Genomic DNA, 23118 nt, shown 5'->3' with positions numbered 1-23118 from the left:
TCCTCGCTTGGGGCTTGAAGCTTGGGGCTTGCAACTGACTTTAGGATTCCGATTATGCACAGGCTAAAGCACGGCCTACTTCAGGCCGCCGGTTGGCTGTTCTACCTGAGTTTACTGATGGGCCTCGCCATGGCGTTGCCCGTGTCCACGTTCGACTCCGAGTCGAAGGACTTCATTTTCCTGATTGGCGCCGTAGGTATCTGGCGCTACTCGATGGGTGCCACTCACTTTGTGCGCGGCATGATTTTTCTGTACATCGTCTACCCGTACCTGCGGCGCAAAGTGCGCAAGCTGGGCAAAGCGGCTGACCCGTCCCACGTGTTCCTGATGGTCACCAGTTTCCGCATCGATGCCCTGACCACCGCACAGGTCTACAGCTCGGTGATCCGCGAAGCCATCGACTGCGGCCTGCCGACCACAGTGGTCTGCTCCATCGTGGAAATGTCCGATGAGCTGCTGGTCAAAAGCCTGTGGAACCGGATGAACCCACCGTCCCGGGTCAAGCTCGACTTCGTGCGCATTCCCGGCACTGGCAAGCGCGATGGCCTGGCCTATGGCTTCCGCGCCATCTCCCGGCACCTGCCGGATGATCGTGCCGTGGTCGCGGTGATCGATGGCGACACCGTGCTGGCCGAAGGCGTGGTGCTCAAGACCGTGCCGTGGTTCCAGCTGTTCGGCAACGTCGGTGGCCTGACCACCAACGAATTCTGCGAAGTGCGCGGCGGCTACATCATGAGCGAATGGCACAAACTGCGTTTCGCCCAGCGCCACATCAACATGTGCTCGATGGCCTTGTCCAAGCGCGTGCTGACCATGACCGGCCGCATGTCGGTGTTCCGCGCCACCGTGGTCACCAACCCGGACTTCATCGCCGACGTGGAAAGCGACTCGCTGCAACACTGGCGCCTGGGTCGCTTCAAGTTCCTTACCGGCGATGACAAGTCGAGTTGGTTCAGCTTGATGCGCCTTGGCTATGACACGTTCTACGTGCCCGACGCGGCGATCAACACCGTTGAACACCCGCCGGAAAAGAGCTTCATCAAGGCCAGCCGCAAACTGATGTTCCGCTGGTACGGCAACAACCTGCGGCAGAACTCCCGTGCCCTGGGCCTGGGGATCAAACGCCTCGGCGTGTTCACTTCGGTGGTGCTGTTCGACCAGCGCGTGTCGATGTGGACCTCGCTGCTGGGCCTGACCGTGGCGTTGATCGCCAGCTTCAAGTACGGCACCGCGTTCATCCTGGTGTACCTGCTGTGGATCGGCATCACCCGGTTCATCCTGACCTTGTTGCTGTCGTGCTCCGGACACCGGATCGGCCCGGCCTACCCGGCGATTCTCTATTACAACCAGATCGTCGGCGCGCTGGTGAAGATCTACGTGTTCTTCCGCCTCGACAAACAGTCCTGGACTCGCCAACCCACTTCTCTGACCCGTGATCTCGCCAGCTTTCAACGTTGGTTCAACACCTGGTCGTCTCGGACCATGACCTTCTCTGCCGGCAGCATTTTTGTCGCCGTGCTGCTGTTGATGGTCTGACCGAACTCGCCTGAATTAACTAGGAAAACGCCCCTATGAATACCGCCGTCAACGCCAACGTAGTGCACGAATCCGAAGCCCAGCGCCAACACGCCCGAGTGAAAATCCCGGCCAAGTTGCGTTTCTTCGGCCCAGACCGGACGCCGGTCGAAGCCCGGGTGATCGACCTGTCCGCCGGTGGCCTGGCGTTCAACGCCGGTCAATTGCCGCTGAAGATCGGTGACGTGTACAAGGCCCGCCTGCAATTCGTCATCGACAACCTCGGCCTGGCCATGGACGTCGAGTTGCAGGTCCGCTCCTTCGATCGCGAGACCGGACGCACCGGCTGCCAGTTCCAGAACCTGGAACCACGGGACATCTCGACCCTGCGCCACCTGATCACTTCGCACCTGGCCGGCGACATCGTCAGCGTGGGTGAAATGCTGGCGACCCTGCAGCGCGACAACTTCACCAAGGCGCGCAAGATGAAGGACGGCGGTCACGGCATGACCGCGTTCGGCCGCATGAAAGCCGTGACCTTCAGCCTGGGGATCTTCGTTGTTGGCCTGGCTGCATTCGGCTTTGTTTTCAAATCGGTGTACGGCATGTACTTCGTCAGCCACGCCCAGGCCGGTCTGGTCAGCGTGCCGGGCGTGAACATCACCATGCCCCGCGACGGCACCGTGCAGAGCCTGGTGAAAGCCGACGGCGTAGCCGCCAAGGGCGCACCGCTGGCGACCTTCAGCACCAGCATGCTCGACGTGCTCAAGGGCCATCTGGACGAAGACCAACTGCAACCGGCCAAGGTTGAAGAACTGTTCGGCAAGCAGATGACCGGCACCCTGACCTCGCCTTGCGACTGCACCGTGGCCCAGCAAATGGTCGCCAACGGTCAGTACGCCAGCAAGGGCGACGTGATCTTCCAACTGGTGCCGCGCAACAGCGAAGCCAATGTTGAAGCGCGCTTCTCCTATCGCCAGTTCGGCGACGTGCGCCCCGGTACTTCGGTGCGCTTCCAGATCGCCGGCGAGGACAAGAGCCGCACCGGCAAGATCGTCAGCAGCACCAGCCTGAAAAGCGCCGACCTGTCTTCGGACATCCGCGTGCTGATCCAGCCGGACGAAACCCTGGACAGCTCCCTCGCCGGCCGCCCGGTGGAAGTGAACAGCGACCGTGGCCCGAACCTGAACTGGCTGATCGACAAAGCCATGGCTGTCGGTCTTTAAGTCGAGGACATGCCTGTGACTACTCCAACCCTCAACACGCCGCCGACCCTGTGGGAGCGAGCCAGCTCGCGATGGGATCGACGCGGTCTGTCTGATGCACCGAGTCGCCTGCTGCGCGAGCAGGCTCGCTCCCACACTGGATTGATGGTGTGCTCGCTGGCCTTGGCAATCAGCCTGGCCGGTTGCGCCGGCCTGCCCGACCAGCGCCTGGCCAACGAAGCGCTCAAGCGTGGCGATACCGCCACCGCCGCGCAGAATTACCGGCAACTGGCAGACCTGGGCTACAGCGAAGCGCAGGTCGGCCTGGCCGATATCCAGGTCGACAGCCGTGACCCGGCGCAGATGAAACAGGCCGAGGCGACCTATCGCGCAGCGGCCGATGTTTCGCCGCGCGCCCAGGCACGCCTTGGACGCTTGCTGGTGGCCAAGCCCGGCTCCACCGAAGCCGAGCAACACGAAGCCGAAACCCTGCTGAAAAAAGCGGCAGCCAATGGCGAAGGCAATACGCTGATTCCGCTGGCGATGCTGTACCTGCAATACCCGCACAGCTTCCCCAACGTGAATGCGCAGCAGCAGATCAGCCAATGGCGCGCCGAGAACAAACCGGAAGCCGGCCTGGCGCAAGTGCTGCTCTACCGCACCCAGGGCACCTACGACCAGCACCTGGATGACGTGGAAAAGATCTGCAAGGCCGCGCTCAACACCAGCGATATCTGCTACGTCGAACTGGCCACGGTCTATCAGAAACAGGCCAAGCCAGAGCAACAGGCCGAGCTGATCAAGCAGATGCAAGCCGCGCATGCCCGCGGCACCGTTTCGGCACAGCGCGTCGACAGCGTCGCCCGTGTGCTCGCCGATGCGTCCCTGGGCAAGACCGACGAGAAAACCGCGCAGTCGCTGCTCGAACCGATCGCACCGGGCTACCCGGCGTCGTGGGTCACCCTCGCACAACTGCTCTACGACTTCCCCGAACTGGGTGACGTCGACCAGATGATGAAGTACCTGGACAACGGCCGCGCCGCCGACCAGCCCCGCGCCGAGTTGTTGCTGGGCAAGCTCTACTTCGAAGGCAAACTGGTGCCTGCCGACGCCAAGGTCGCCGAAGCGCATTTCCAGAAAGCCGTCGGCCGCGAAGTCGCTGCCGATTACTACCTCGGCCAGATCTATCGCCGTGGCTACCTGGGCAAGGTCTATCCGCAGAAGGCCCTCGACCATCTGTTGACTGCTGCGCGCAACGGCCAGAACAGCGCCGACTTCGCCATTGCCCAACTGTTTTCCCAAGGCAAGGGCACCAAGCCTGATCCGCTGAACGCCTACGTCTTCAGCCAACTGGCCCTGGCCCAGAACACTCCGCAAGCCACCGAGCTTGCGCAAACAATCCAAACGCAATTGCCGCCCGACCGGTTGGCCGAAGCCCAACGCCTGTTGAAACAAGAACAGGCCGTGCGCGGTGCCCTGAGCCCGAACACGCCGGAACTGCATGCCCTGCAAGAAGAAGATGGCGAGGAATCCCAATGAAGTTGAATCCATTCATGAAGGCCGGCATTGGCCTGACATTCGCGCTGATCTGGTCTTGCCCGACGCTTGCTGCGATGACTGAAGAAACCAAGAACTTTGGCCTGGAAGTGAAGGTTACCGGCCAATCCGAAGACGACAGTGACCTCGGTACCCAGAGCGGTGGCGACGTCAACGGCGTCGGCCTCGACTTGCGTCCATGGATCTATGGCGAAAGCGGCGCGTGGAGCGCCTATGCCATGGGGCAAGCCGTGACGGCCACCGACATCATCGAGACGGACACCTTGCAAGGGACCGCCAGTGATGGCACCACGCCCACCGACAACGGTGATCGCAAGACCAAGAAAAACTACCTGGCCATGCGCGAATTCTGGGTCGGCTACAGCGGACTTACGCCGTATCCGGGCGAGCAGTTGAAGCTCGGTCGCCAACGTCTGCACAACGCCGACGGCCAATGGCGCGACACCAACATCGAAGCCCTGAACTGGACGTTCGACACAACCCTCTTGCGCGCCAACGTCGGGGTCGCCGAACGTTTCAGCGAGTACCGCACCGACCTCACGGAACTCGCCCCGAAAGACAAGGATCGCCTGCACGCCTACGCCGATGCTTCGTATCAGTGGACACCGGGCAACTGGGTCGGTATTCGCGGTCATCATACCCACGACAACGGCAAGCTCGACTACCCGGAACCGGGCGTGCCGGCCGATTCGCTGGACAAGAAACAGAACGGTGACATCAGCTGGATCGGCCTGACCGCCGACAGCGACGCCTATAACTGGCGCAATACCAACACGGTCAATTACTGGGGCAGCATCACCGGCATGAGCGGCGACATCGACAAGGTCAACCCGCTGAACGCCGATGGCACGTCGCCAGCTGAAGCCAAGCGCGGTGAAAGCCTCAACGGCTGGGCCACCGATGTCGGCGTGCGCCTGCGCCTCGATCCGCAATGGCAAGTCGGTGCTGCCTATGCCCGCGCCAGTGCCGAGTACGAACAGAACGGTCTGGAAAGCAACCGCTCGAACTACACCGGTACGCGCTCGCGGGTTCACCGTTTCGGCGAAGCCTTCCGTGGCGAAATGCAAAACATGCAGACCGCGACTTTGTTCGGCTCGTGGATGCTCAACGACGAATACGACGCCAGCCTGATCTACCACAAGTTCTGGCGCGTCGACGGCAACAAGCCGATCGGCAGCAATGGCATCAACGCCGTCGAAAACAACACCGACGATGCCACCGGCGCAATTCTTTCCACCACGTCCCTGCCGCTGAACGATGGCGAGAAAGACCTCGGTCAGGAGATGGATCTGGTAGTCACCAAGTACTTCAAGCAAGGCCTGTTGCCGGCGGCATTGAGCCAGTCGATCGACGAGCCTTCGGCCCTGGTGCGCTTCCGTGGTGGCGTGTTCAAGCCAGGCGATGCGTACGGCAAGGAAGTCGATTCGTACATGCACCGCGCGTTCATCGACGTGATCTGGCGCTTCTGATGCACATTGCGAAGGGAGTCTCCCAGATGAATCATCCAGCCCGAAAAGGCTCGATCAGCCTGTTGGCCGGCGCGATGCTGCTGGCCAGCGCGACTGCCTTCGCCAATGTGGAACCGGCGAAGCCGGTAACCACGGCCAAGGAACTGCAACAGGCCAAGACCTACACCGTCAGCAGCGCGCCGACCGCGCCGTTGGAACTGGCCACGCCGAAACTGCCGGACGTTTCCGGCTACACCGCCGAGGCCATCGCCGCGAAGGTCGTGCGCAGCAAACCGGGCAAGATCAGCCTGCGCCGGATGATGCAGGAAGACGCCCTGAAGGACTTCATCGGTGGCGACAACAAGATGGCCGAATGGGTGGTGCGTCAGCACGGCATCCCCCAGGCAATCTTCGTCGACGACGGCTACATGAACCTCAAGGACCTGGCGAAAAAAGTCCCCAAGCAGTACTTCAGCGAAACCTCGCCGGGAGTGTTCCTCTCCCGGTTGCCGATCGTGGTCGGTCGTCGCGGCATTCTGGAAATCGACAAGCAGACCCAGGAACTGCGCCTGTCCCAGGAGGCCGGTGCGTTCCTGGTCAACGACGGCCAGCTGTTCGTGCGCGATACCAAGATCACTGGCTGGCGCGAGAAGGACAACGGCCCGGCGACGTTTACCTCGCCCAAGGAATTCCGTCCGTTCCTGCTGTCCTGGGGCGGCACCGAGACCTACATCGCCAACAGCAAGATCGCCAGTTTCGGCTACGCCAACAGTAAGTCCTACGGCGTGAGTATTTCCCAGTACACGCCGAACATGGCCAAGGTGCTCAAGCGCCCTGAGCCGACCGGCTGGATCGTCGGTTCCGAATTCTCGGACATGTGGTACGGCTTCTACTGCTATGAAACCCGCGACTTCGTGGTCAAGGGCAACACCTACAAAGACAACATCGTCTACGGCATCGACCCGCATGACCGGTCCCACGGCCTGATCATCGCCGACAACACCGTTTACGGAACGAAGAAGAAGCACGGGATCATTATTTCCCGTGAGGTCAACGACAGCTTCATCTTCAACAACCGCAGCTACGACAACCACCTCTCGGGGCTGGTGATCGACCGTAACAGCGTCAACAACCTGATTGCCCACAACGAGATCTACCAGAACCACACCGACGGCATCACCCTCTACGAGAGTGCCGACAACCTGCTGTGGGGCAACCGCGTGTTGAGCAACAAGCGCCACGGCATCCGCATTCGTAACAGCGTGAACATTCGCCTGTACGAAAACGTCGCCATGGCCAACGGCCTGACCGGTGTCTACGGGCACATCAAGGACTTGAGCAACACCGACCGTGACATCAAACTCGACCCGTTCGACGCCCAGGTATCGCTGATCGTGGTCGGCGGTGAGCTGGCGGCCAACGGCAGCGGCCCGCTGTCCATCGACTCGCCGCTGAGTGTCGAGCTGTATCGCGTGTCCATGCTCGCGCCAGCCAAGGCCAGCGGCATCAGCTTCACCGGCATCCTCGGCGAGCGCCAGGATGAAATTCTCGACCTGCTGGTGCGCCAGCAGAAAGCCGTGCTGATCGACCCTGTCGAACGCCAGACCGAAATGCGGGACTGAGGATAATCTTATGCACCCACACTTGATCAAATTACTCAGCCTGTCGGCCCTGACCGCCGGCATTCTCGCGGCCAGCGGCGGTGTTCGCGCCGACGAAATCAAAGCGCCGAGCTTCACCGCAGAACCGTGCTGCAGCCTGTGCCCGGCTGCTCACGATCCGAAGAACTACACCACCCGTTATCAGCAGAACTTCACCACGCTGGTGCAGGCCCAGGGTGACTGGCTGTTCCGTACGCAAGAAGACTTGCGCACCGAATTCGACACCACGCCCGCCGGCTACAAACGCATGAAACAACTGCACGATGCGTTCAAGAGCAAAGGCGTGGAACTGGTTGTCGTGTACCAGCCGACCCGTGGTCTGGTGAACCGCAACAAGCTCAACCCGGCGGAGAAAGCCAGTTTCGACTTCGACAAGGCGCTGAAGAACTACCAGTCCATGCTCGGTCGTTTCGCGCAGATGGGCTACGTGGTTCCGGACCTGTCGCCGCTGACCAACGAGTCGTTGCCCGACACCCTGCCTGCCCACGATTTCTACTTCCGTGGCGACCAGCACTGGACCCCGTACGGCGCCCAGCGCACGGCGAAAATCGTCGCCGAGAAGGTCAAGCAATTGCCTGAATTCGCCGACATTCCCAAGCGCGAATTCGAGACCAAAAAGTCGGGTCGCATGGGCAAGACCGGAACCTTGCACAACATGGCCGGTCAACTCTGTGGCACCAGCTACGCGATCCAGTACATGGATCAGTTCACCACCGAGCCGAAGGGCGAAGCGGGCGATGGCGATTTGTTCGGCGACTCCGGCAACCCGCAAATCACCCTCGTGGGTACCTCCCACAGTGGCAAGAACTACAACTTCGCCGGCTTCCTCGAAGAGGCCATCGGCGCCGACATCCTCAACGTGGCGTTCCCCGGCGGCGGCCTGGAAGGTTCGATGCTGCAGTACCTGGGCAGCGACGAGTTCCAGAAGAACCCGCCGAAGATTCTCATCTGGGAATTCTCGCCGCTGTACCGCCTCGACCAGGAAACCATCTACCGCCAGATGATGGCGTTGCTGGACAACGGTTGCGAAGGCAAGGATGCACAGATGTCCGGCAGCGCCACGCTCAAGCCGGGCAAAAACGAGTTGATGGTCAACAGCAAGAACATGGACCTGCGCAACGGTAGTCATCAGGTCGACGTCCGCTTCGCCGACACCTCGGTGAAAACCCTGCAAGCCACCCTCTGGTACATGAACGGTCGCCACGAGGACATCAAGATCGACAAACCGGAAACCTCCGAGACTGACGGGCGTTTCGCTTTCGAGTTGCGCACGGATGAAGACTGGGCCTCGCAGAACCTGCTGGCCGTTGAAGTCCAGGGCCCCGAAGCCGGTGCCGCACCACAGAAAGTCGAAGCGAAAATTTGCAAACGCAACGTATTCCCGGGCGCCGAACAGCGTACTGCTTCGGTCGGGCAATGAGGTCTGCTATGCGCTATCCGAAATTTTCAACACTGTTGGCACCGACGCTCTTGAGCCTGGCGATGTTCACCGGGGCCACGCAAGCGGCTGCGCCACTACGTCCACCCCAGGGCTATTTTGCGCCTGTGGATAAATTCAAGACGGGCGACAACAGCGAAGGCTGCGATGCGATGCCGACGCCGTACACCGGCTCGTTGCAATTTCGCAGCAAGTACGAAGGTTCGGACAAGGCCCGCGCGACCCTGAACGTGCAATCGGAAAAAGCCTTTCGCGAGAGCACCGCCGACATCACCAAGATCGAGCGCGGCACCAGCAAGCGCGTGATGCAGTTCATGCGTGACGGTCGCCCGGAACAACTGGAATGCACGTTGAGCTGGCTGACGGCCTGGGCCCAGGCTGACGCGCTGATGTCCAAGGACTTCAACCACACCGGCAAGTCGATGCGCAAATGGGCGCTGGGCAGTATGGCTTCGGCGTACATCCGCCTGAAATTTTCCGACTCTCACCCGCTGGCCACCCATCAACAGGAAGCGCAAGTGATCGAAGCCTGGTTCAGCAAGATGGCCGACCAGGTGGTCAGCGACTGGGACAACCTGCCGCTCGACATGACCAACAACCACTCGTACTGGGCCGCCTGGTCGGTGATGGCCACCTCCGTCGCCACCAACCGCCGCGACCTGTTCGACTGGGCGGTGAAGGAATACAAGGTCGGCGCCAACCAGATCGACGCCGACGGCTACCTGCCCAACGAACTCAAGCGTCAGCAACGGGCCTTGGCCTACCACAACTACGCCCTGCCGCCGCTGGCGATGATCGCCAGTTTCGCCCAGGTCAACGGTGTGGATCTGCGTCAGGAAAACAATGGCGCACTCAAACGCCTGGGTGACCGGGTGTTGTCCGGGGTGAAAGACCCGGATGAGTTCGAGGAAAAGAACGGCAAGGAACAGGACATGACCGACCTGAAAGAGGACATGAAATTCGCCTGGCTCGAACCGTTCTGCTCGCTCTACACCTGCTCGCCCGAGGTGCTGGCGAAGAAGCACAAGATGCAACCGTTCAAGACCTTCCGCCTCGGCGGTGACCTGACCAAGGTCTACGACCCGGCCAATGAAAAGGGCAACAAGGGTTCTTGAGGTTTAACACGATCCAATGTGGCGAGGGGGCTTGCCCCTGTTGGGGTGCGCAGCGCCCCCAAATCCTGACAACGCGGTAATTCAGACAGAGCGCGCGGACAGGTATTACGACTGCTTCGCAGCCGAACGGGGGCAAGCCCCCTCGCCACAGGTTCAGTGTCAGGTGTGAGTTTTTGTGTGATGCCCCCCGGTTTTTCTTGGGGGGTTTGGGGGGGCCGTTGGCCCTTGACTGTTGGTTCAAACAAGGAGAGATCGGGATGGTTTTTTCGTCCAACGTGTTCCTGTTTTTGTTCTTGCCGATCTTCCTCGGCTTGTACTACCTGAGCGGGCAACGCTATCGCAATTTGCTGCTGCTGATTGCCAGCTACGTGTTCTACGCCTGGTGGCGTGTGGACTTCCTCGCGCTGTTCGCCGGCGTCACGCTGTGGAACTACTGGATCGGCCTGAAAGTCGGTGCCGCCGGGGTCAGGACCAAACCGGCGCAGCGCTGGCTGCTGCTCGGCGTGGCCGTCGACCTGTGCATCCTCGGCTACTTCAAGTACGCCAACTTCGGCGTCGACAGCATCAACGCAATGATGACGTCGGTGGGCCTTTCGCCATTCATCCTGACCCACGTGCTGCTGCCGATCGGGATCTCGTTCTACGTCTTCGAGTCCATCAGCTACATCATCGACGTCTACCGTGGCGACACCCCGGCGACCCGCAACCTGATCGACTTCGCGGCGTTCGTGGCGATCTTCCCGCACTTGATCGCCGGCCCCGTGTTGCGTTTCCGCGACCTGGCCGACCAGTTCAACAACCGCACCCACACCCTCGACAAGTTCTCCGAGGGCTGCACGCGGTTCATGCAGGGTTTCATCAAGAAAGTCTTCATCGCCGACACTCTGGCGGTGGTGGCCGACCACTGCTTCGCCCTGCAAAACCCGACCACGGGCGATGCCTGGCTCGGCGCGCTGGCGTACACCGCGCAGTTGTATTTCGACTTCTCCGGTTACAGCGACATGGCCATCGGCCTGGGCCTGATGATGGGTTTCCGCTTCATGGAAAACTTCAAGCAGCCGTATGTCAGCCAGTCGATCACCGAGTTCTGGCGGCGCTGGCACATCAGCCTGTCGACCTGGCTGCGTGACTATCTGTACATCACCCTCGGCGGTAACCGCAAAGGCACGCTGATGACCTATCGCAACCTGTTCCTGACCATGTTGCTCGGTGGTCTGTGGCACGGCGCGAACATCACCTACATCGTCTGGGGTGCGTGGCACGGCATGTGGCTGGCGATCGAGAAAGCCATCGGCCTGAACACTTCTCCACGCAGCTTCAACCCGATCCGCTGGGCACTGACCTTCCTGCTGGTGGTGATGGGCTGGGTGATCTTCCGCGCAGAAAACCTGCACGTCGCCGGTCGCATGTACGGCGCGATGTTCAGCTTCGGCGACTGGTCGCTGTCGGAACTCAACCAGGCCAGCCTCACCGGTCTGCAAGTGGCGACCCTGATCGTGGCTTACGTAACCCTGGCGTTCTTCGGCCTGCGGGATTTCTACACCAATCAGCCTCCGGCCAAGACCAAGCCTGCGGTGAACGTCGACGCCGACGGCCCGGCCGCTGCGACACCGGGAACGATCAAGGCCGTGCCTGGGGATAACCCCGCGAGCATCCACCAGCCTGGCTACACCGTCGGCGTCGAAGCCCAGGTGCAACCGGCCTACTGGACCGCTGACTGGTCGCGCTACGTGATGCGTGCGCTGGTGCTGCTGCTGTTCATTGCCTCGATTCTCAAACTCTCGGCGCAAAGCTTCTCGCCGTTCCTTTACTTCCAGTTCTGAGGGATCTGACCATGACCCGCTCATTACGCATCTTCTACATCGCGCTGTTCCTGGTGACCCTGCTGGTGCTCGGTCTGTGGTCGGTGCGCAGCTTCTTCGGCTTCAGCACCAACGCCGATGCGACGGTGCTCAACGGTCGCTGGACCAAGGCCGTGGAAACGCACTACGACGACGAGTTCCCGATCAAGCGCCTGGGCACCAACCTCTGGGCCGCGCTGGATTTCAAACTGTTCAACGAAGGTCGTCCGGGTGTGGTGCTCGGTCGCGACCAGTGGTTGTACAGCGATGAAGAATTCCACCCGGTGGTCAACGAAGAGCTGAACCTGCAAGGCAACTACGCGCTGGTCGAAGGCGTACGCCAGACCCTGAAAGAGAAAGGCGTACAACTGGTGATGGCGGTAGTGCCGGCCAAGGTGCGCCTGTACCCGGAACACCTCGGTGAAGTGAAACCGGCGAGCATCCACGCCAACCTCTACAAGGACTTCCACCAGCGCCTGGCCGCCGACCGGATTCCGGCCCCTGACCTGCTCGGCCCGCTGCAACAGGCCAAGCAGAATGGCCAGCAAGTGTTCCTGCGCACCGACACCCACTGGACGCCGCAAGGCGCCGAGATCGCCGCCAACCGTCTGGCCAAAACCATTGCCGACCAGTACCCGCTGAGCGGCGAGCCGCAGCGCTTCGTCACCGAACCTGCGGAGACCATCACGCACAAGGGCGACCTGCAGTTGTTCCTGCCGCTCGACCCGCTGTTCGAAAACCTGATGCCGGCGCAAGAGCCACTGCAAAAGCGCAACACCGTGGCAGCGGATGACCAGCCGGCCGGTGACGATGCCCTGTTCGCCAACACCGAAGTGCCGGTGGCCCTGATCGGCACCAGCTACAGCGCCAACCCCAACTGGAACTTCGTCGGTGCGCTCAAGCAAGCGCTGCACAGCGACGTGGTCAATTACGCCGAAGACGGCCACGGCCCGATTCTGCCGATGCTCAGCTACCTCAAGAGCGATGCCTTCAAGAACAGCCCGCCACAGGTGCTGATCTGGGAGTTCCCTGAACGATATCTGCCTGTGAACAACGAAATCGGCGACGCCGACCCGCAGTGGGTCGCAGAGCTTAAACAAGCCGGCGCCCGCCAACAAAACGTAGCCATCAACAAATCCGAGACGCCCGACCGGGCGCAAAACTGAAAGAGAGGTACACCATGACTTTCACTACAACTCCTCGTCGTCTCGCCAAACGCATTGCCCTGGTTGCCGGCCTCAGCGTGCTGTCGGTACAGGCTTTCGCCGGTGGCGACGCCGCCCTGTACGGCCCGACCGCACCGAAAGGCTCGACCTTCGTGCGTATCTACAACGCGAGCAACTCCGAAGTCAGCGCCACCGTCGGCAGCACCAACCTGAGCGATGTCGCGCCACTGTCGAGCAGTGACTTCAGCTTCATGCCGGGCGGCGACTACAGCGCCAAGGTCGGTAGCCAGAGCCTGCCGGTGAAACTGGCCGGCGACCACTATTACACCCTGGTCAACAACGCCAGCGGCGCACCGCAACTGATCGAAGAGCCGCCGTTCAAGAACAAGCAGAAGTCCCTGGTACGCGTGCAAAACCTGAGCGACAAGGCGCTGACCCTGAAGACCGCCGATGGCAAGACCGACGTAGTCCCGAACGTTGCACCCAAGGGTCGCGGCGAGCGTGAAATCAACCCGGTGAAGGTCAGCCTGGCCTTGTACGACGGCACCACCAAAGTCGGCGACGTGAAACCGGTCGCCCTGGAACGCGGTGAAGCCGCGGTGCTGTACGTCACCGGCAGCGGCAGCAGCCTGTCGCCGGTCTGGGTGAAACGCCCGGTGTCGACGCGCTAAACGATTTGCCTGGCTGACGCCGCTCCCACACTGAATCGCAGCGTCAGCCCGGACACGGAACAAAAACAAGAGTGAAACGACAGAACGCAGTAGCTCTAACCAATCGATATTCAAGGAGTAACAACATGATTCCGGTGATCTTGTCAGGTGGTAGTGGCTCACGTCTTTGGCCGCTTTCCCGTAAACAATTCCCTAAGCAGTTCCTGGCCCTGACCGGCGAACACACCCTGTTCCAGCAAACCCTGGAACGCCTGGTGTTCGAAGGCATGGACACGCCAATCGTGGTCTGCAACAAAGACCACCGCTTCATCGTCAACGAGCAATTGGCGGCGCGCAAGCTGGAGTCCCAGCGCATCCTGATGGAGCCGTTCGGTCGCAACACCGCGCCGGCCGTGGCCCTGACCGCGATGATGCTGGTCAATGAAGGTCGCGACGAACTGATGCTGGTACTGCCGGCCGACCACGTGCTGGAAGACCAGAAAGCCCTGCAACGCGCCCTGGCCCTGGCCACTGTCGCCGCTGAAAACGGTGAAATGGTGCTGTTCGGCGTGCCGGCCACCAAGCCGGAAACCGGTTATGGCTACATCAAGTCGACCAACGACTCGCTGCTGCCTGAAGGTGTCAGCCGCGTCTCGCACTTCGTCGAAAAACCTGACGTGAAGCGCGCCACCGAGTTCGTCCAGTCCGGTGGCTACTTCTGGAACAGCGGCATGTTCCTGTTCCGCGCCAGCCGCTTCCTCGAAGAGCTGAAGAAGCACGATCCGGACATCTACGACACCTGCCTGCTGACCCTGGAGCGCAGCAAGCAAGATGCCGACACCATCACCTTCGACGAAGCCACCTTCGCCTGCTGCCCGGACAACTCCATCGACTACTCGGTGATGGAAAAAACCCAACGCGCCTGCGTCGTGCCGCTGACCGCAGGCTGGAGCGATGTCGGCTGCTGGTCGTCGCTGTGGGAGGTCAATGCAAAAGACGCCAACGGCAACGTCACCAAAGGCGACGTGGTGATCCAGGACAGCAAAAACTGCATGATCCACGGCAACGGCAAACTGGTGTCGGTGATCGGCCTGGAAAACATCGTCGTGGTCGAAACCAAGGACGCCATGATGATCGCCCACAAGGACAAGGTCCAAGGCGTGAAGCAGATGGTCAACACCCTCAACGAACAGGGTCGCAGCGAAACCCAGAACCACTGCGAGGTCTACCGTCCGTGGGGCTCCTACGACTCGGTGGACATGGGCGGCCGCTTCCAGGTCAAGCACATCTCGGTCAAGCCGGGCGCGTGCCTGTCGCTGCAGATGCACCACCACCGCGCCGAGCACTGGATCGTGGTCAGCGGCACCGCTGAGGTGACCTGTGATGAAAACGTGTTCCTGCTGACCGAGAACCAGTCGACCTACATTCCGATCGCTTCGGTGCATCGGCTGCGTAACCCGGGGAAGATCCCGTTGGAGATCATCGAAGTTCAATCGGGTAGCTACCTGGGCGAAGACGATATCGAGCGGTTTGAAGATATCTACGGGCGTTCGACACCGGTTGAGCGTGGCGTGGCGGTGAAAACCATCGCGCAATAACGTTCAGTAAAACAAGAAGCCCTCGTCCAGCCTGCTGCGTTCCCTATCCGCAGCAGGCTGGGCGGGTTTTTTTTTGCACTGGGTTTTTTATTGCTTTACCTGGCCTCATCGCGAGCAGGCTCGCTCCTACAGGGTATTAGGTTGATCACAGATTTTGTGCTCGGCTCGGTCTAATGTGGGAGCGAGCCTGCTCGCGATGGGGCCAGTCAGCACGCCACCGAATCGCCCATCGCCAACCCCACCCGCGCTTAGGTAGGATGACTCTCTCTACTCCCGAGATTTCACGTCATGTTCATCGGCGTCCTGCTGGTCATCACCTGGCTGATCCTGTTGCTGCGCTATCCGGCCAAGGCCTTGCCCGTATCCCTGGCAGCCGCCGTGGGGCTGGGCATCGTCGCCACCTGGGTCATCTGGATGGACCACCGCGAACTCAAGCAACTGCAACGCCTGGAGTTGCGCATCAGTTACGCGCCACAACAATGTCCCGCCGACCGCCCATTGCAATTGACCCTGAACAACGGCAATGACGTGCCGCTGACTGAGTTGCGGTGGCGGGTTGCGGCCTATGCACCGGGCGATACGGTGAACCTGGCCGACAATCAATACACCGCCCCGCGCTATCGTGGCCCCGGCGAATTGCAGGCCGGTGGCAACTGGGAAGACTGTTTGCCGCTGCCGCCACTGCGCCCCGGCTACCGTCCGGAAACCCTGGAGTTTCGCGCCGAGCGATTGCAGGGTAGTTTTTCCGACTGATCCTTCCCCCATTTTTTGCACAAGGAATGCGCCATGCCCGTTGCGTTGATTACCGGTTGCTCCAGCGGCATTGGCCGCGCCCTTGCCGATGCGTTCAAGGTCGCCGGCTATGAAGTCTGGGCCAGTGCGCGCAGGGCTGAAGATGTCGCTGCACTCACCGCCGCGGGTTTCACGGCCGTACAACTGGATGTCAACGACGGCCCGGCACTCGAAGCCTTGAGCGAGCGAATCAACCAACAGACCGGCGGCCTCGACGTACTGATCAACAACGCGGGTTATGGCGCCATGGGGCCGCTGCTCGATGGTGGCGTACCGGCCATGCAACGCCAGTTCGAAACCAATGTGTTCGCTGTCGTTGGCGTCACTCGCGCGATGTTTCCCGTGCTGCGCCGGAGCAAAGGATTGGTCGTGAATATCGGCAGCGTTTCGGGTGTTTTGGTCACGCCATTCGCCGGAGCCTACTGCGCCTCGAAAGCCGCCGTGCATGCCTTGAGCGATGCCTTGCGCATGGAACTGGCGCCGTTCGGTGTGCGGGTCATGGAAGTCCAGCCGGGGGCCATCGCTTCCAGCTTCGCAAGGAATGCCGGGCACGAAGCCGAGCAACTGATCAGCGAACAGTCGCCATGGTTTCCGCTACGCGAAGGCATACGCGCCCGAGCGAAGGCCTCTCAGGACAACCCGACCCCGGCCAATGAGTTTGCCGTCGGTTTGCTCAAGGCTGTGCAGCAGGACAAGCCACCGCGACTGGTGCGCCTGGGTAATGGCAGCCGCGCGTTGCCGCTGCTGGCCGGGTTGTTGCCCAAGGGGCTGCTGGAATCGGGGTTGATGAAGCGGTTCGGGTTGCGTGGGCAGCTCTGAGACCGAGTCGCCCCCTTCGCGAGCAGGCTCGCTCCCACAAGGGATTGGGGGCGTCCACACCGTCAGTGGCTGAACACTGAATCCCTGTAGGAGCGAGCCTGCTCGCGAAGGGGGCGACTCGGTCTACAAGTCATGCACCATCACCTTGCTTGACCACCACCGTACAAGTAATCCCCGCCGCCAACAGCACACCCTCCGGCACTTCATCGATGTGAATCCGCACCGGCACCCGCTGCGCCAGGCGCACCCAGTTGAACGTCGGGTTCACATCAGCAATCAGTTCGCGGCTCTCCGGGTTGTCGCGGTCGTAGATGCCGCGCGAGATGCTTTCCACATGGCCCTTGAGCACTTCGCCGCTCATCAGTTGCATGTCGGCCTTATCACCGACGCGCACATGGGGCAGCTTGGTTTCTTCGAAGAAGCCGTAGACCCAGAACGAGTTCATGTCGACCACGGCCATTTTCGCCTCGCCGATGCGCGCATAGTCGCCGCGGTGCACGTTGAGGTTGGTGACGTAGCCGTCCACCGCCGCGCGCACTTCAGTGCGCTTGAGGTTGAGTTCGGCGGCTTCCAGTTGCGCCTGGGCCTGCTGGTAATCGGCCAGGGCCGAGTCGGCGAGGTTACTGGCGTCATCGCGGTTTTCCCGGGAAATCACCAGGTTGTCCATATCGGCGCGACGATGGGCGTTGACCTTGCGCATCTCCCAGGTCGCCTTGCGCGATGCCACCAGGCTTTGCGCCTGTTTCACCGCTAGACGGTAGTGCTCGGGGTCGATCTGCATCAGCAAATCGCCCTTCTTCACCAGCTGGTTGTCGCGCACCGGCACCTCCACCACTTCGCCGGTGACGTCGGCGGCGACGTTGATGATGTCGGCGCGCACGCGGCCGTCGCGGGTCCATGGCGTGTTCATGTAGTGCTCCCACAAGGAGCGGCCGATCCACAGCGCGAGGGCCAGCACCAGCAAGGTCGCGAGCAGGCTGAAAAACTTTTTCATCGGGGCATTCTTCAGAGATAGAGAGTCAGTGATAGAGAGTCAACGGTAGACAGTCAGCGCCAACGCGCCGAACAGACAGGTAAACAGGCTCAGGCGCAGCAACGCCGGATGCCAGAAAAAACGGTACAGGTCGAACCCGGACAGAAACCGGTCCAACGCCCAGGCAAGCGCCGCCGCGATGAAAAACATCAGGGTCATGGTCGGCATGTACACGCCGTGGAAGGCGATTTCACGAGGCATGTTCAAGTCCTTGGGGCTGGCTGCTTGCGAAGGCGGCGAGCGGAGATTGCGGATCGAGCAGCGAGGTGCGGATGAAGTGCAGGTAGCTCTTCACCCGGCGCAACGCTGAGGTATCGAAGTGCGGGGCGAAGGGTTCGTCGGTGGACTGCACACGGCTGATCGCGTGATCGACTGCGATCAGCGCGCGTTCCAGGTTGCTGCTGTTCGGTTGCAGGAACAGCCGAACCAGCGCCCGCCCCATCACCCGGATCGCCTGGCGCCATGGCTGGGATTCGGCATAGGCCGGATGCACCGGCAGAATCGCCTGTTCCTTGCGCAACTCGATGATCGAGTGACCGACTTCCAGCACCACGAACATCCAGCGCAGCAAGTCCCGCTGCACTTGCGGTTGACCCGCCGCGAAGCCGTAGGCCTGATGCACCAGATCGCGGGTGCGGCTTTCGAAACTCGACGCCAACCCCTTGAGCTTGCCGCTGATGGCGTACACCACCTGACCGCGCAAATCCTGCTCCAGCCGACGCCACAGCCAGCGGCTGTTGGGCGGCAGAATGATCGCCCCGGCCGCTGCGCACACCAGCATGCCCAGCACCATGGCGATGTAGTCGTTGATGAAGGTGTAGGGGTTGTAGACCGTGAGGTTGTCCGGCACCGATCCGGTGCTGAAGAAAATCAGCAAGCCCAGGCCGACGCCGACATATTGCGGCCGCGAAGTCAGGAACGAGCCGAGTACGATCACCGGCGCGAGCATCACGCACAGCAACGGAAATCCGTCGATCCACGGAAAAATGAAAAACATCTCGACGAAGCCGATCAGCGCCCCGAGCAACGTCCCGCACGCCATCTGAAAGGCCATGCGTTTCGGGTTCGGGGTGGCGGCGGACAGGCCCACGGTCGCGGCCGCAATCAGGGTCATGGTCGCGCCGCTCGGCCAGGCGGTTGCCACCCAATAACTGCCCAATACCACCAGGATGAACGCTGCGCGTATCCCCGATGCTGCCGCTGCCATCCAGTTGGTTTGCGGAGTGAACGGCTCGTCCCAGCGCTCCCGTTCGTGACTGTGATCGGCCAGGGAGGCGTGGGTCTGTGCATAACTGTGCAGGTCGTCGACGAAGCGATAGAGCAGTTCGTAGGCGGTGTGGAAGTCCAGCAATTCGTCGTCGCTCGGTTCGCTCTCCTGAAAGATCGCCCGCAGGCTGCGCACCCGCGCCGGCAACCCTGCCTTGTATGTGCTCAGCGCCGTAACCAGACGCGCCGCATCGGCGCTGGTCAGCGCACGGCCACTGAAGCCGTCGAGTAATTCGGCGAGGTCTTGCAAGCCCGGTTTTATCGCCGCCACGGCATGATCCGTATTGTTGCTGCGCAAGCGTTCGAGCAACTGATGCAGGGCATTGAAGCGCGTGGTGATGCCCATGAACTCACTGTTCAGGCGGCTGAGCCGGCCATTGCGCCGACGCATGTGCGGGTCTTCGAACACAGTGACGCTGCGCAAGCCTTCCAGGCCCACGGCTTCAGCGATGAAACGCACGTTGCCGGCCTCGAACGCCTCGCGCTGACTGCGGCCACGCAAGCCGTCGGTGACGAACAGGGCAAACACGCCGAAGCGCTGATACAGGGCGTTGCGCATGGCGGCACTGGCGGTTTGCGGCAGGATGGCTGCACTGATCAGCGTCGAACAGAGAATGCCCAACGAGATTTCCAGTACCCGCCAGACCGCCGCCATGAACGCGCCGTCCGGGTGAGCCAGCGCGGGCAAGCCGACCATCGCCGCGGTGTATCCGGCGAGTACGAAACCGTAGGCGCGGAAGTTGCGGCAGCGGGTGGCGCCGGCCGTGCAGATACCTACCCAGATCGCCAACGAACCGAGGAACAGCTCGGTGTTCTGCGCAAACAGGGCGATCAGCGCAACCATCACCGCCGACCCGGCCAGGGTGCCGAGAAAACGATAGAAACTCTTGGCGAACACCTGGCCGCTTTGCGGCTGCATGACGATGAACACAGTGATCATCGCCGTGCGCGGTTGCGGCAGCTCCAGGCGCATGGCCAGCCACAGCGTCAGGAATGCCGCGAACAGCACCTTGAAGATGTAGACCCAGGTCACGCCGTCGCTGCGTGCCCAGTCGAAGAAACCCCGACGCCATTCAAGGGAGTACAGCCAACGCAAGGGTGCGGGCAAGGGAGTCATCAAATCCTGCTCAGTGAAGTTCGATAAAAACCGGCACCTTGTAGGAGTGAGCCTGCTCGCGATAGCGGAGTATCAGCCGGCATCAATACTGGATGTGCCGCCCTCATCGCGAGCAAGCTCGCTCCCACAGGTTTTGTGTTCAACGCAAAAGGCTCGGGATTTTCGGCGCCTGAGTCTGGCTGTCTTTCGGCACGTCGTTGCCGGCACCGAGGCCACCACCGAGCGCGGTCACCAACTCGGCATGAGCACTCAATCGCGCCGCCTGAACCTGCTGCTGCACTTGCTGCTGCTTGAACAACAAGGTCTGGGCATTGAGCACGTTGAGGTAGTCGGTCAGGCCGCGCTGGTAGGCAATCATCGCGATGTCGTAGGTCTTCTGCGCCGTGGCCACCGACTCGGCGGCGAAAGCCTGTTGCTTGTCCATGGACTCGCGACGGATCAACTGATCGGAGATATTTTTCAGCGCGTTGACCAGGGTCTGGTTGTAATGCGCGACGGCGATGTCATACCCGGCCGAGGCTTCACCCAACTCGGCACGCAAACGACCGCCGTCGAAGATCGGCAACGAAATCGCCGGCCCCACGCTGTAGTTGAGTTTCTTGCCGGTCAAGAACTCCAGGGCCCCACCGCCGGTGGCCATGTAGCCAAGGCTGCCGACCAGATCGACGTTCGGGTAGAAACCGGCATGGGCGACATCGATACCCCGCGCCTGCGCCGCCACTTGCCAGCGACTGGCGACCACGTCCGGGCGTTGGCCGAGCAATTGCGCCGGCAGCGACGATGGCAGTTTCAGTGGTGCACCCAGCGACAGCGTCGGCCGCTGCAACTGGGCGCCCTCCCCCGGCCCTTTGCCGGCGAGAGCGGCGAACTGATTGCGGCTCAAGGCGATTTCTTCGTCGAGGGCGTCGATCTGGCGATGGGTTTCCGGCAGCGGCGTCTTGGCCTGGCTGACCTCGAAATGAGTGCCGATACCCCCATCCAGGCGTTTTTGCGCCAGCTCGAGGATCTGCTGTTGCTGCTTCAAGGTCGCTTCGACGATGTCCCGCTGGGCGTAATGCAACGACAGCTCGATGTAGACCCGTACGATGTTGTCCTGCAATTCGAGCTGAGCCTGACGCGCTTCGGCGACGCTCATGTGCGCCATGTCCACGGCACGCTCGGTGGCATTGCTTTCGCGGCCCCAAAGGTCGAGGGCATAGCTGAAACCCAGCGCCGCGTTATTGTCCCAGGTGATGCTGTTGGCCAGCTCGCCGGGGCCATAGAACTGGTCGGTAGGCCAGTTGTGACGCTTGAGGGTGGACTCGCCATTGATCTGCAGCGACTCGGCCGCTTCGGCCACGCCGGCCACGGACCGGGCCTGACGCACCCGGGCGGCGGCCATGGCCAGGGTCGGGCTGCCTTGCAGGGCGAGGTCGATCCAGCGATTCAGTTGCGGGTCGCCATAGGCTTGCCACCATTGCGCGGTGGGCCAGTGCGCATCCTGCGCGGCGCTCTGGATCGCTTCGTCGGTGGCCAGTGAATTGGTCTCCAGCGCCTTGCCTTGTGGGGCAATACCTCCGGTTCCGATGCAGCCGCTGATTGCCAGGGTTAAAGCCAAAACACTGAGCGGCTGAAGCGCTCTGCTGATGCGACGCGGCACTGCTGCGATTTCCTGAGGTGGGGAGTTTTGCGAGTTGCGCAATTCTATGGGGCGGCCTGAATGGCGATAAGCTGGGATTCCTGTGAATCTTTGTTACCGTTAACGAGATAATCCGTAAGTCGATCTTTAGTCGCCTGTAAATAAACAGAAACTTCGTGTCACAATTTGTCATTCGACGAGAGAGCACCCCATGGACACTTTGCAAAACATGCGCGCCTTCAGTTACGTGGCCGAAGCCGGCAGCTTCACCGCCGCCGCCGTGCAACTGGACACCACCACGGCCAACGTCTCGCGCGCGGTCTCCAACCTGGAAGCCCACCTGCAAACCCGCCTGCTCAACCGAACGACCCGCCGCATCGCCCTGACCGAAGCCGGCAAGCGTTACCTGTTGCGCTGCGAACAGATCCTGGCCTACGTCGAAGAAGCCGAAGCCGAGGCCAGCGACGCCCACGCGCGCCCGGCCGGGCAACTGAAAGTGCACACCATGACCGGCATCGGCCAGCACTTCGTGATCGACGCCATCGCCCGCTACCGCAAGACCCACCCGGACGTGACCTTCGACCTGACCATGGCCAACCGCGTGCCGGACCTGCTCGACGAAGGCTACGACGTGTCCATCGTGCTCGCCCGCGAACTGCCGGACTCGGGTTTCGTCTCCCAGCGCCTGGGCATCACCTACAGCATCGTTTGCGCCTCTCCGGCCTACGTCAAAGCCAACGGCTGCGCACAAAAACCCAGCGACCTGCTCAACCACGCCTGTCTGCGCCTGGTCAGCCCGGTGATTCCGCTGGAGAAATGGGCCTTCGACGGTCCTGACGGCCAGGAAATGGTCACCATCAACAGCTCACCGTTCCTGGTGAACTCCGCCGACGCGATGAAATCCGCGATCATCAGCGGCATGGGTGTTGGCGTCCTGCCGCTGTACGCCGCAATAGAAGGCCTGCGCAACGGCACACTGGTGCGCGTGATGCCCAACTACCGCTCGCAGGAACTGAACCTGTATGCGATCTACCCGTCGCGCCAGTACCTGGATGCGAAGATCAAGACCTGGGTCGAGTATTTGCGCGGATCGTTGCCGGAATTGCTGGCGGCGCATCAGGCGGAATTGGCGGCATATGAACTGAGCGGGAGTTTGGGTGGGGTTCGGGTGGCGAATTGATCCATCGGGTCAAAGATTGATTCCTTGCGGGAGCGAGCAGGCTCACTCCCACAGAAGAGCAAAAACAGATCGGCGCCCCCCACGCTTCTCACCACTCAT

Annotated in this window: 18 protein-coding genes; 14 read left to right on the top strand and 4 right to left on the bottom strand. The window is 61.5% G+C overall.

All coding sequences use genetic code 11. From position 1 onward, the window contains the following. Window positions 1-54 precede the first annotated feature (54 nt). The 13 genes from alg8 to VC35_RS19005 all read left to right on the top strand — a co-directional run bounded on the left by alg8 (window position 55) and on the right by VC35_RS19005 (window position 16805). Window positions 55-1536 (top strand): mannuronan synthase, encoded by a 1482-nt coding sequence (alg8, locus tag VC35_RS19065; RefSeq protein WP_046041957.1) that lies wholly within the window; start codon window positions 55-57, stop codon window positions 1534-1536. Between the two features lie 35 nt (window positions 1537-1571). After that, window positions 1572-2741, top strand: coding sequence for an alginate biosynthesis protein Alg44 (locus VC35_RS19060; protein ID WP_046041956.1), 1170 nt, complete (start codon window positions 1572-1574; stop codon window positions 2739-2741). 15 nt (window positions 2742-2756) lie between these two features. After that, the gene (algK, locus tag VC35_RS19055) at window positions 2757-4259 is read left to right on the top strand and encodes an alginate biosynthesis TPR repeat lipoprotein AlgK (protein WP_080925337.1); all 1503 of its coding nucleotides are present in this window, start codon (window positions 2757-2759) and stop codon (window positions 4257-4259) included. Then, on the top strand, window positions 4256-5746 hold the full coding sequence (locus VC35_RS19050; RefSeq protein ID WP_046041954.1) for an alginate export family protein: 1491 nt from the start codon (window positions 4256-4258) through the stop codon (window positions 5744-5746). The genes algK and VC35_RS19050 overlap by 4 nt, the downstream gene beginning before the upstream one ends. 26 nt (window positions 5747-5772) lie before the next feature. Beyond that, a complete protein-coding gene (algG, locus tag VC35_RS19045) occupies window positions 5773-7347 on the top strand; it encodes a mannuronan 5-epimerase AlgG (protein ID WP_046041952.1) in 1575 nt (524 codons plus the stop codon). Between the two features lie 10 nt (window positions 7348-7357). Then, window positions 7358-8806 (top strand): alginate O-acetyltransferase, encoded by a 1449-nt coding sequence (locus tag VC35_RS19040; protein ID WP_046041951.1) that lies wholly within the window; start codon window positions 7358-7360, stop codon window positions 8804-8806. 8 nt (window positions 8807-8814) lie between these two features. Then, entirely contained in the window at window positions 8815-9939 is a 1125-nt protein-coding gene (locus VC35_RS19035; protein ID WP_046041950.1) for a mannuronate-specific alginate lyase, read from the top strand. 257 nt (window positions 9940-10196) lie between these two features. Continuing rightward, window positions 10197-11762 (top strand): MBOAT family O-acyltransferase, encoded by a 1566-nt coding sequence (locus VC35_RS19030; RefSeq protein WP_046041949.1) that lies wholly within the window; start codon window positions 10197-10199, stop codon window positions 11760-11762. 11 nt (window positions 11763-11773) lie between these two features. After that, complete coding sequence (locus tag VC35_RS19025; RefSeq protein ID WP_046041948.1) at window positions 11774-12946, top strand: alginate O-acetyltransferase; 1173 nt, start codon at window positions 11774-11776, stop codon at window positions 12944-12946. A gap of 14 nt (window positions 12947-12960) precedes the next feature. Then, the gene (locus VC35_RS19020; RefSeq protein WP_046041947.1) at window positions 12961-13617 is read left to right on the top strand and encodes an alginate O-acetyltransferase AlgF; all 657 of its coding nucleotides are present in this window, start codon (window positions 12961-12963) and stop codon (window positions 13615-13617) included. Window positions 13618-13742: 125 nt separating this feature from the next. Further along, window positions 13743-15194 carry a mannose-1-phosphate guanylyltransferase/mannose-6-phosphate isomerase gene (locus VC35_RS19015; protein ID WP_046041946.1) on the top strand — a complete coding sequence of 484 codons (1452 nt, stop codon included), beginning with the start codon at window positions 13743-13745 and terminating at the stop codon, window positions 15192-15194. Between the two features lie 288 nt (window positions 15195-15482). Continuing rightward, entirely contained in the window at window positions 15483-15947 is a 465-nt protein-coding gene (locus VC35_RS19010; protein ID WP_046041945.1) for a hypothetical protein, read from the top strand. Between the two features lie 33 nt (window positions 15948-15980). Continuing rightward, complete coding sequence (locus VC35_RS19005; protein ID WP_046041944.1) at window positions 15981-16805, top strand: SDR family oxidoreductase; 825 nt, start codon at window positions 15981-15983, stop codon at window positions 16803-16805. Between the two features lie 130 nt (window positions 16806-16935). On the opposite strand, the gene VC35_RS19000 is transcribed toward VC35_RS19005, so the two are convergent. The 4 genes from VC35_RS19000 to VC35_RS18985 form a co-directional block, all read right to left on the bottom strand. Continuing rightward, window positions 16936-17799 (bottom strand): efflux RND transporter periplasmic adaptor subunit, encoded by an 864-nt coding sequence (locus VC35_RS19000; RefSeq protein WP_046041943.1) that lies wholly within the window; start codon window positions 17797-17799, stop codon window positions 16936-16938. A 39-nt stretch (window positions 17800-17838) separates the two neighbouring features. Further along, window positions 17839-18039, bottom strand: a complete 201-nt coding sequence (locus VC35_RS18995) for a DUF1656 domain-containing protein (RefSeq protein WP_007896379.1) — start codon at window positions 18037-18039, stop codon at window positions 17839-17841. Further along, window positions 18029-20221, bottom strand: a complete 2193-nt coding sequence (locus tag VC35_RS18990) for an FUSC family protein (RefSeq protein WP_046041941.1) — start codon at window positions 20219-20221, stop codon at window positions 18029-18031. Before VC35_RS18990 ends, VC35_RS18995 begins: the two co-directional genes overlap by 11 nt. Before the next feature lie 139 nt (window positions 20222-20360). Next, the gene (locus tag VC35_RS18985; protein ID WP_046041940.1) at window positions 20361-21860 is read right to left on the bottom strand and encodes an efflux transporter outer membrane subunit; all 1500 of its coding nucleotides are present in this window, start codon (window positions 21858-21860) and stop codon (window positions 20361-20363) included. 190 nt (window positions 21861-22050) lie between these two features. Here VC35_RS18985 and VC35_RS18980 point away from each other — a divergent pair, with 190 nt between their 5' ends. Continuing rightward, window positions 22051-23019 carry a LysR family transcriptional regulator gene (locus VC35_RS18980; RefSeq protein WP_046041939.1) on the top strand — a complete coding sequence of 323 codons (969 nt, stop codon included), beginning with the start codon at window positions 22051-22053 and terminating at the stop codon, window positions 23017-23019. Window positions 23020-23118 lie beyond the last annotated feature (99 nt).

The sequence above is a fragment of the Pseudomonas fluorescens genome, assembly GCF_000967965.1.
GTDB lineage: Bacteria > Pseudomonadota > Gammaproteobacteria > Pseudomonadales > Pseudomonadaceae > Aquipseudomonas > Aquipseudomonas grandcourensis.
Note: the sequence above shows the minus strand (reverse complement) of the source record. Positions and strands in the feature narration are given on the sequence as shown.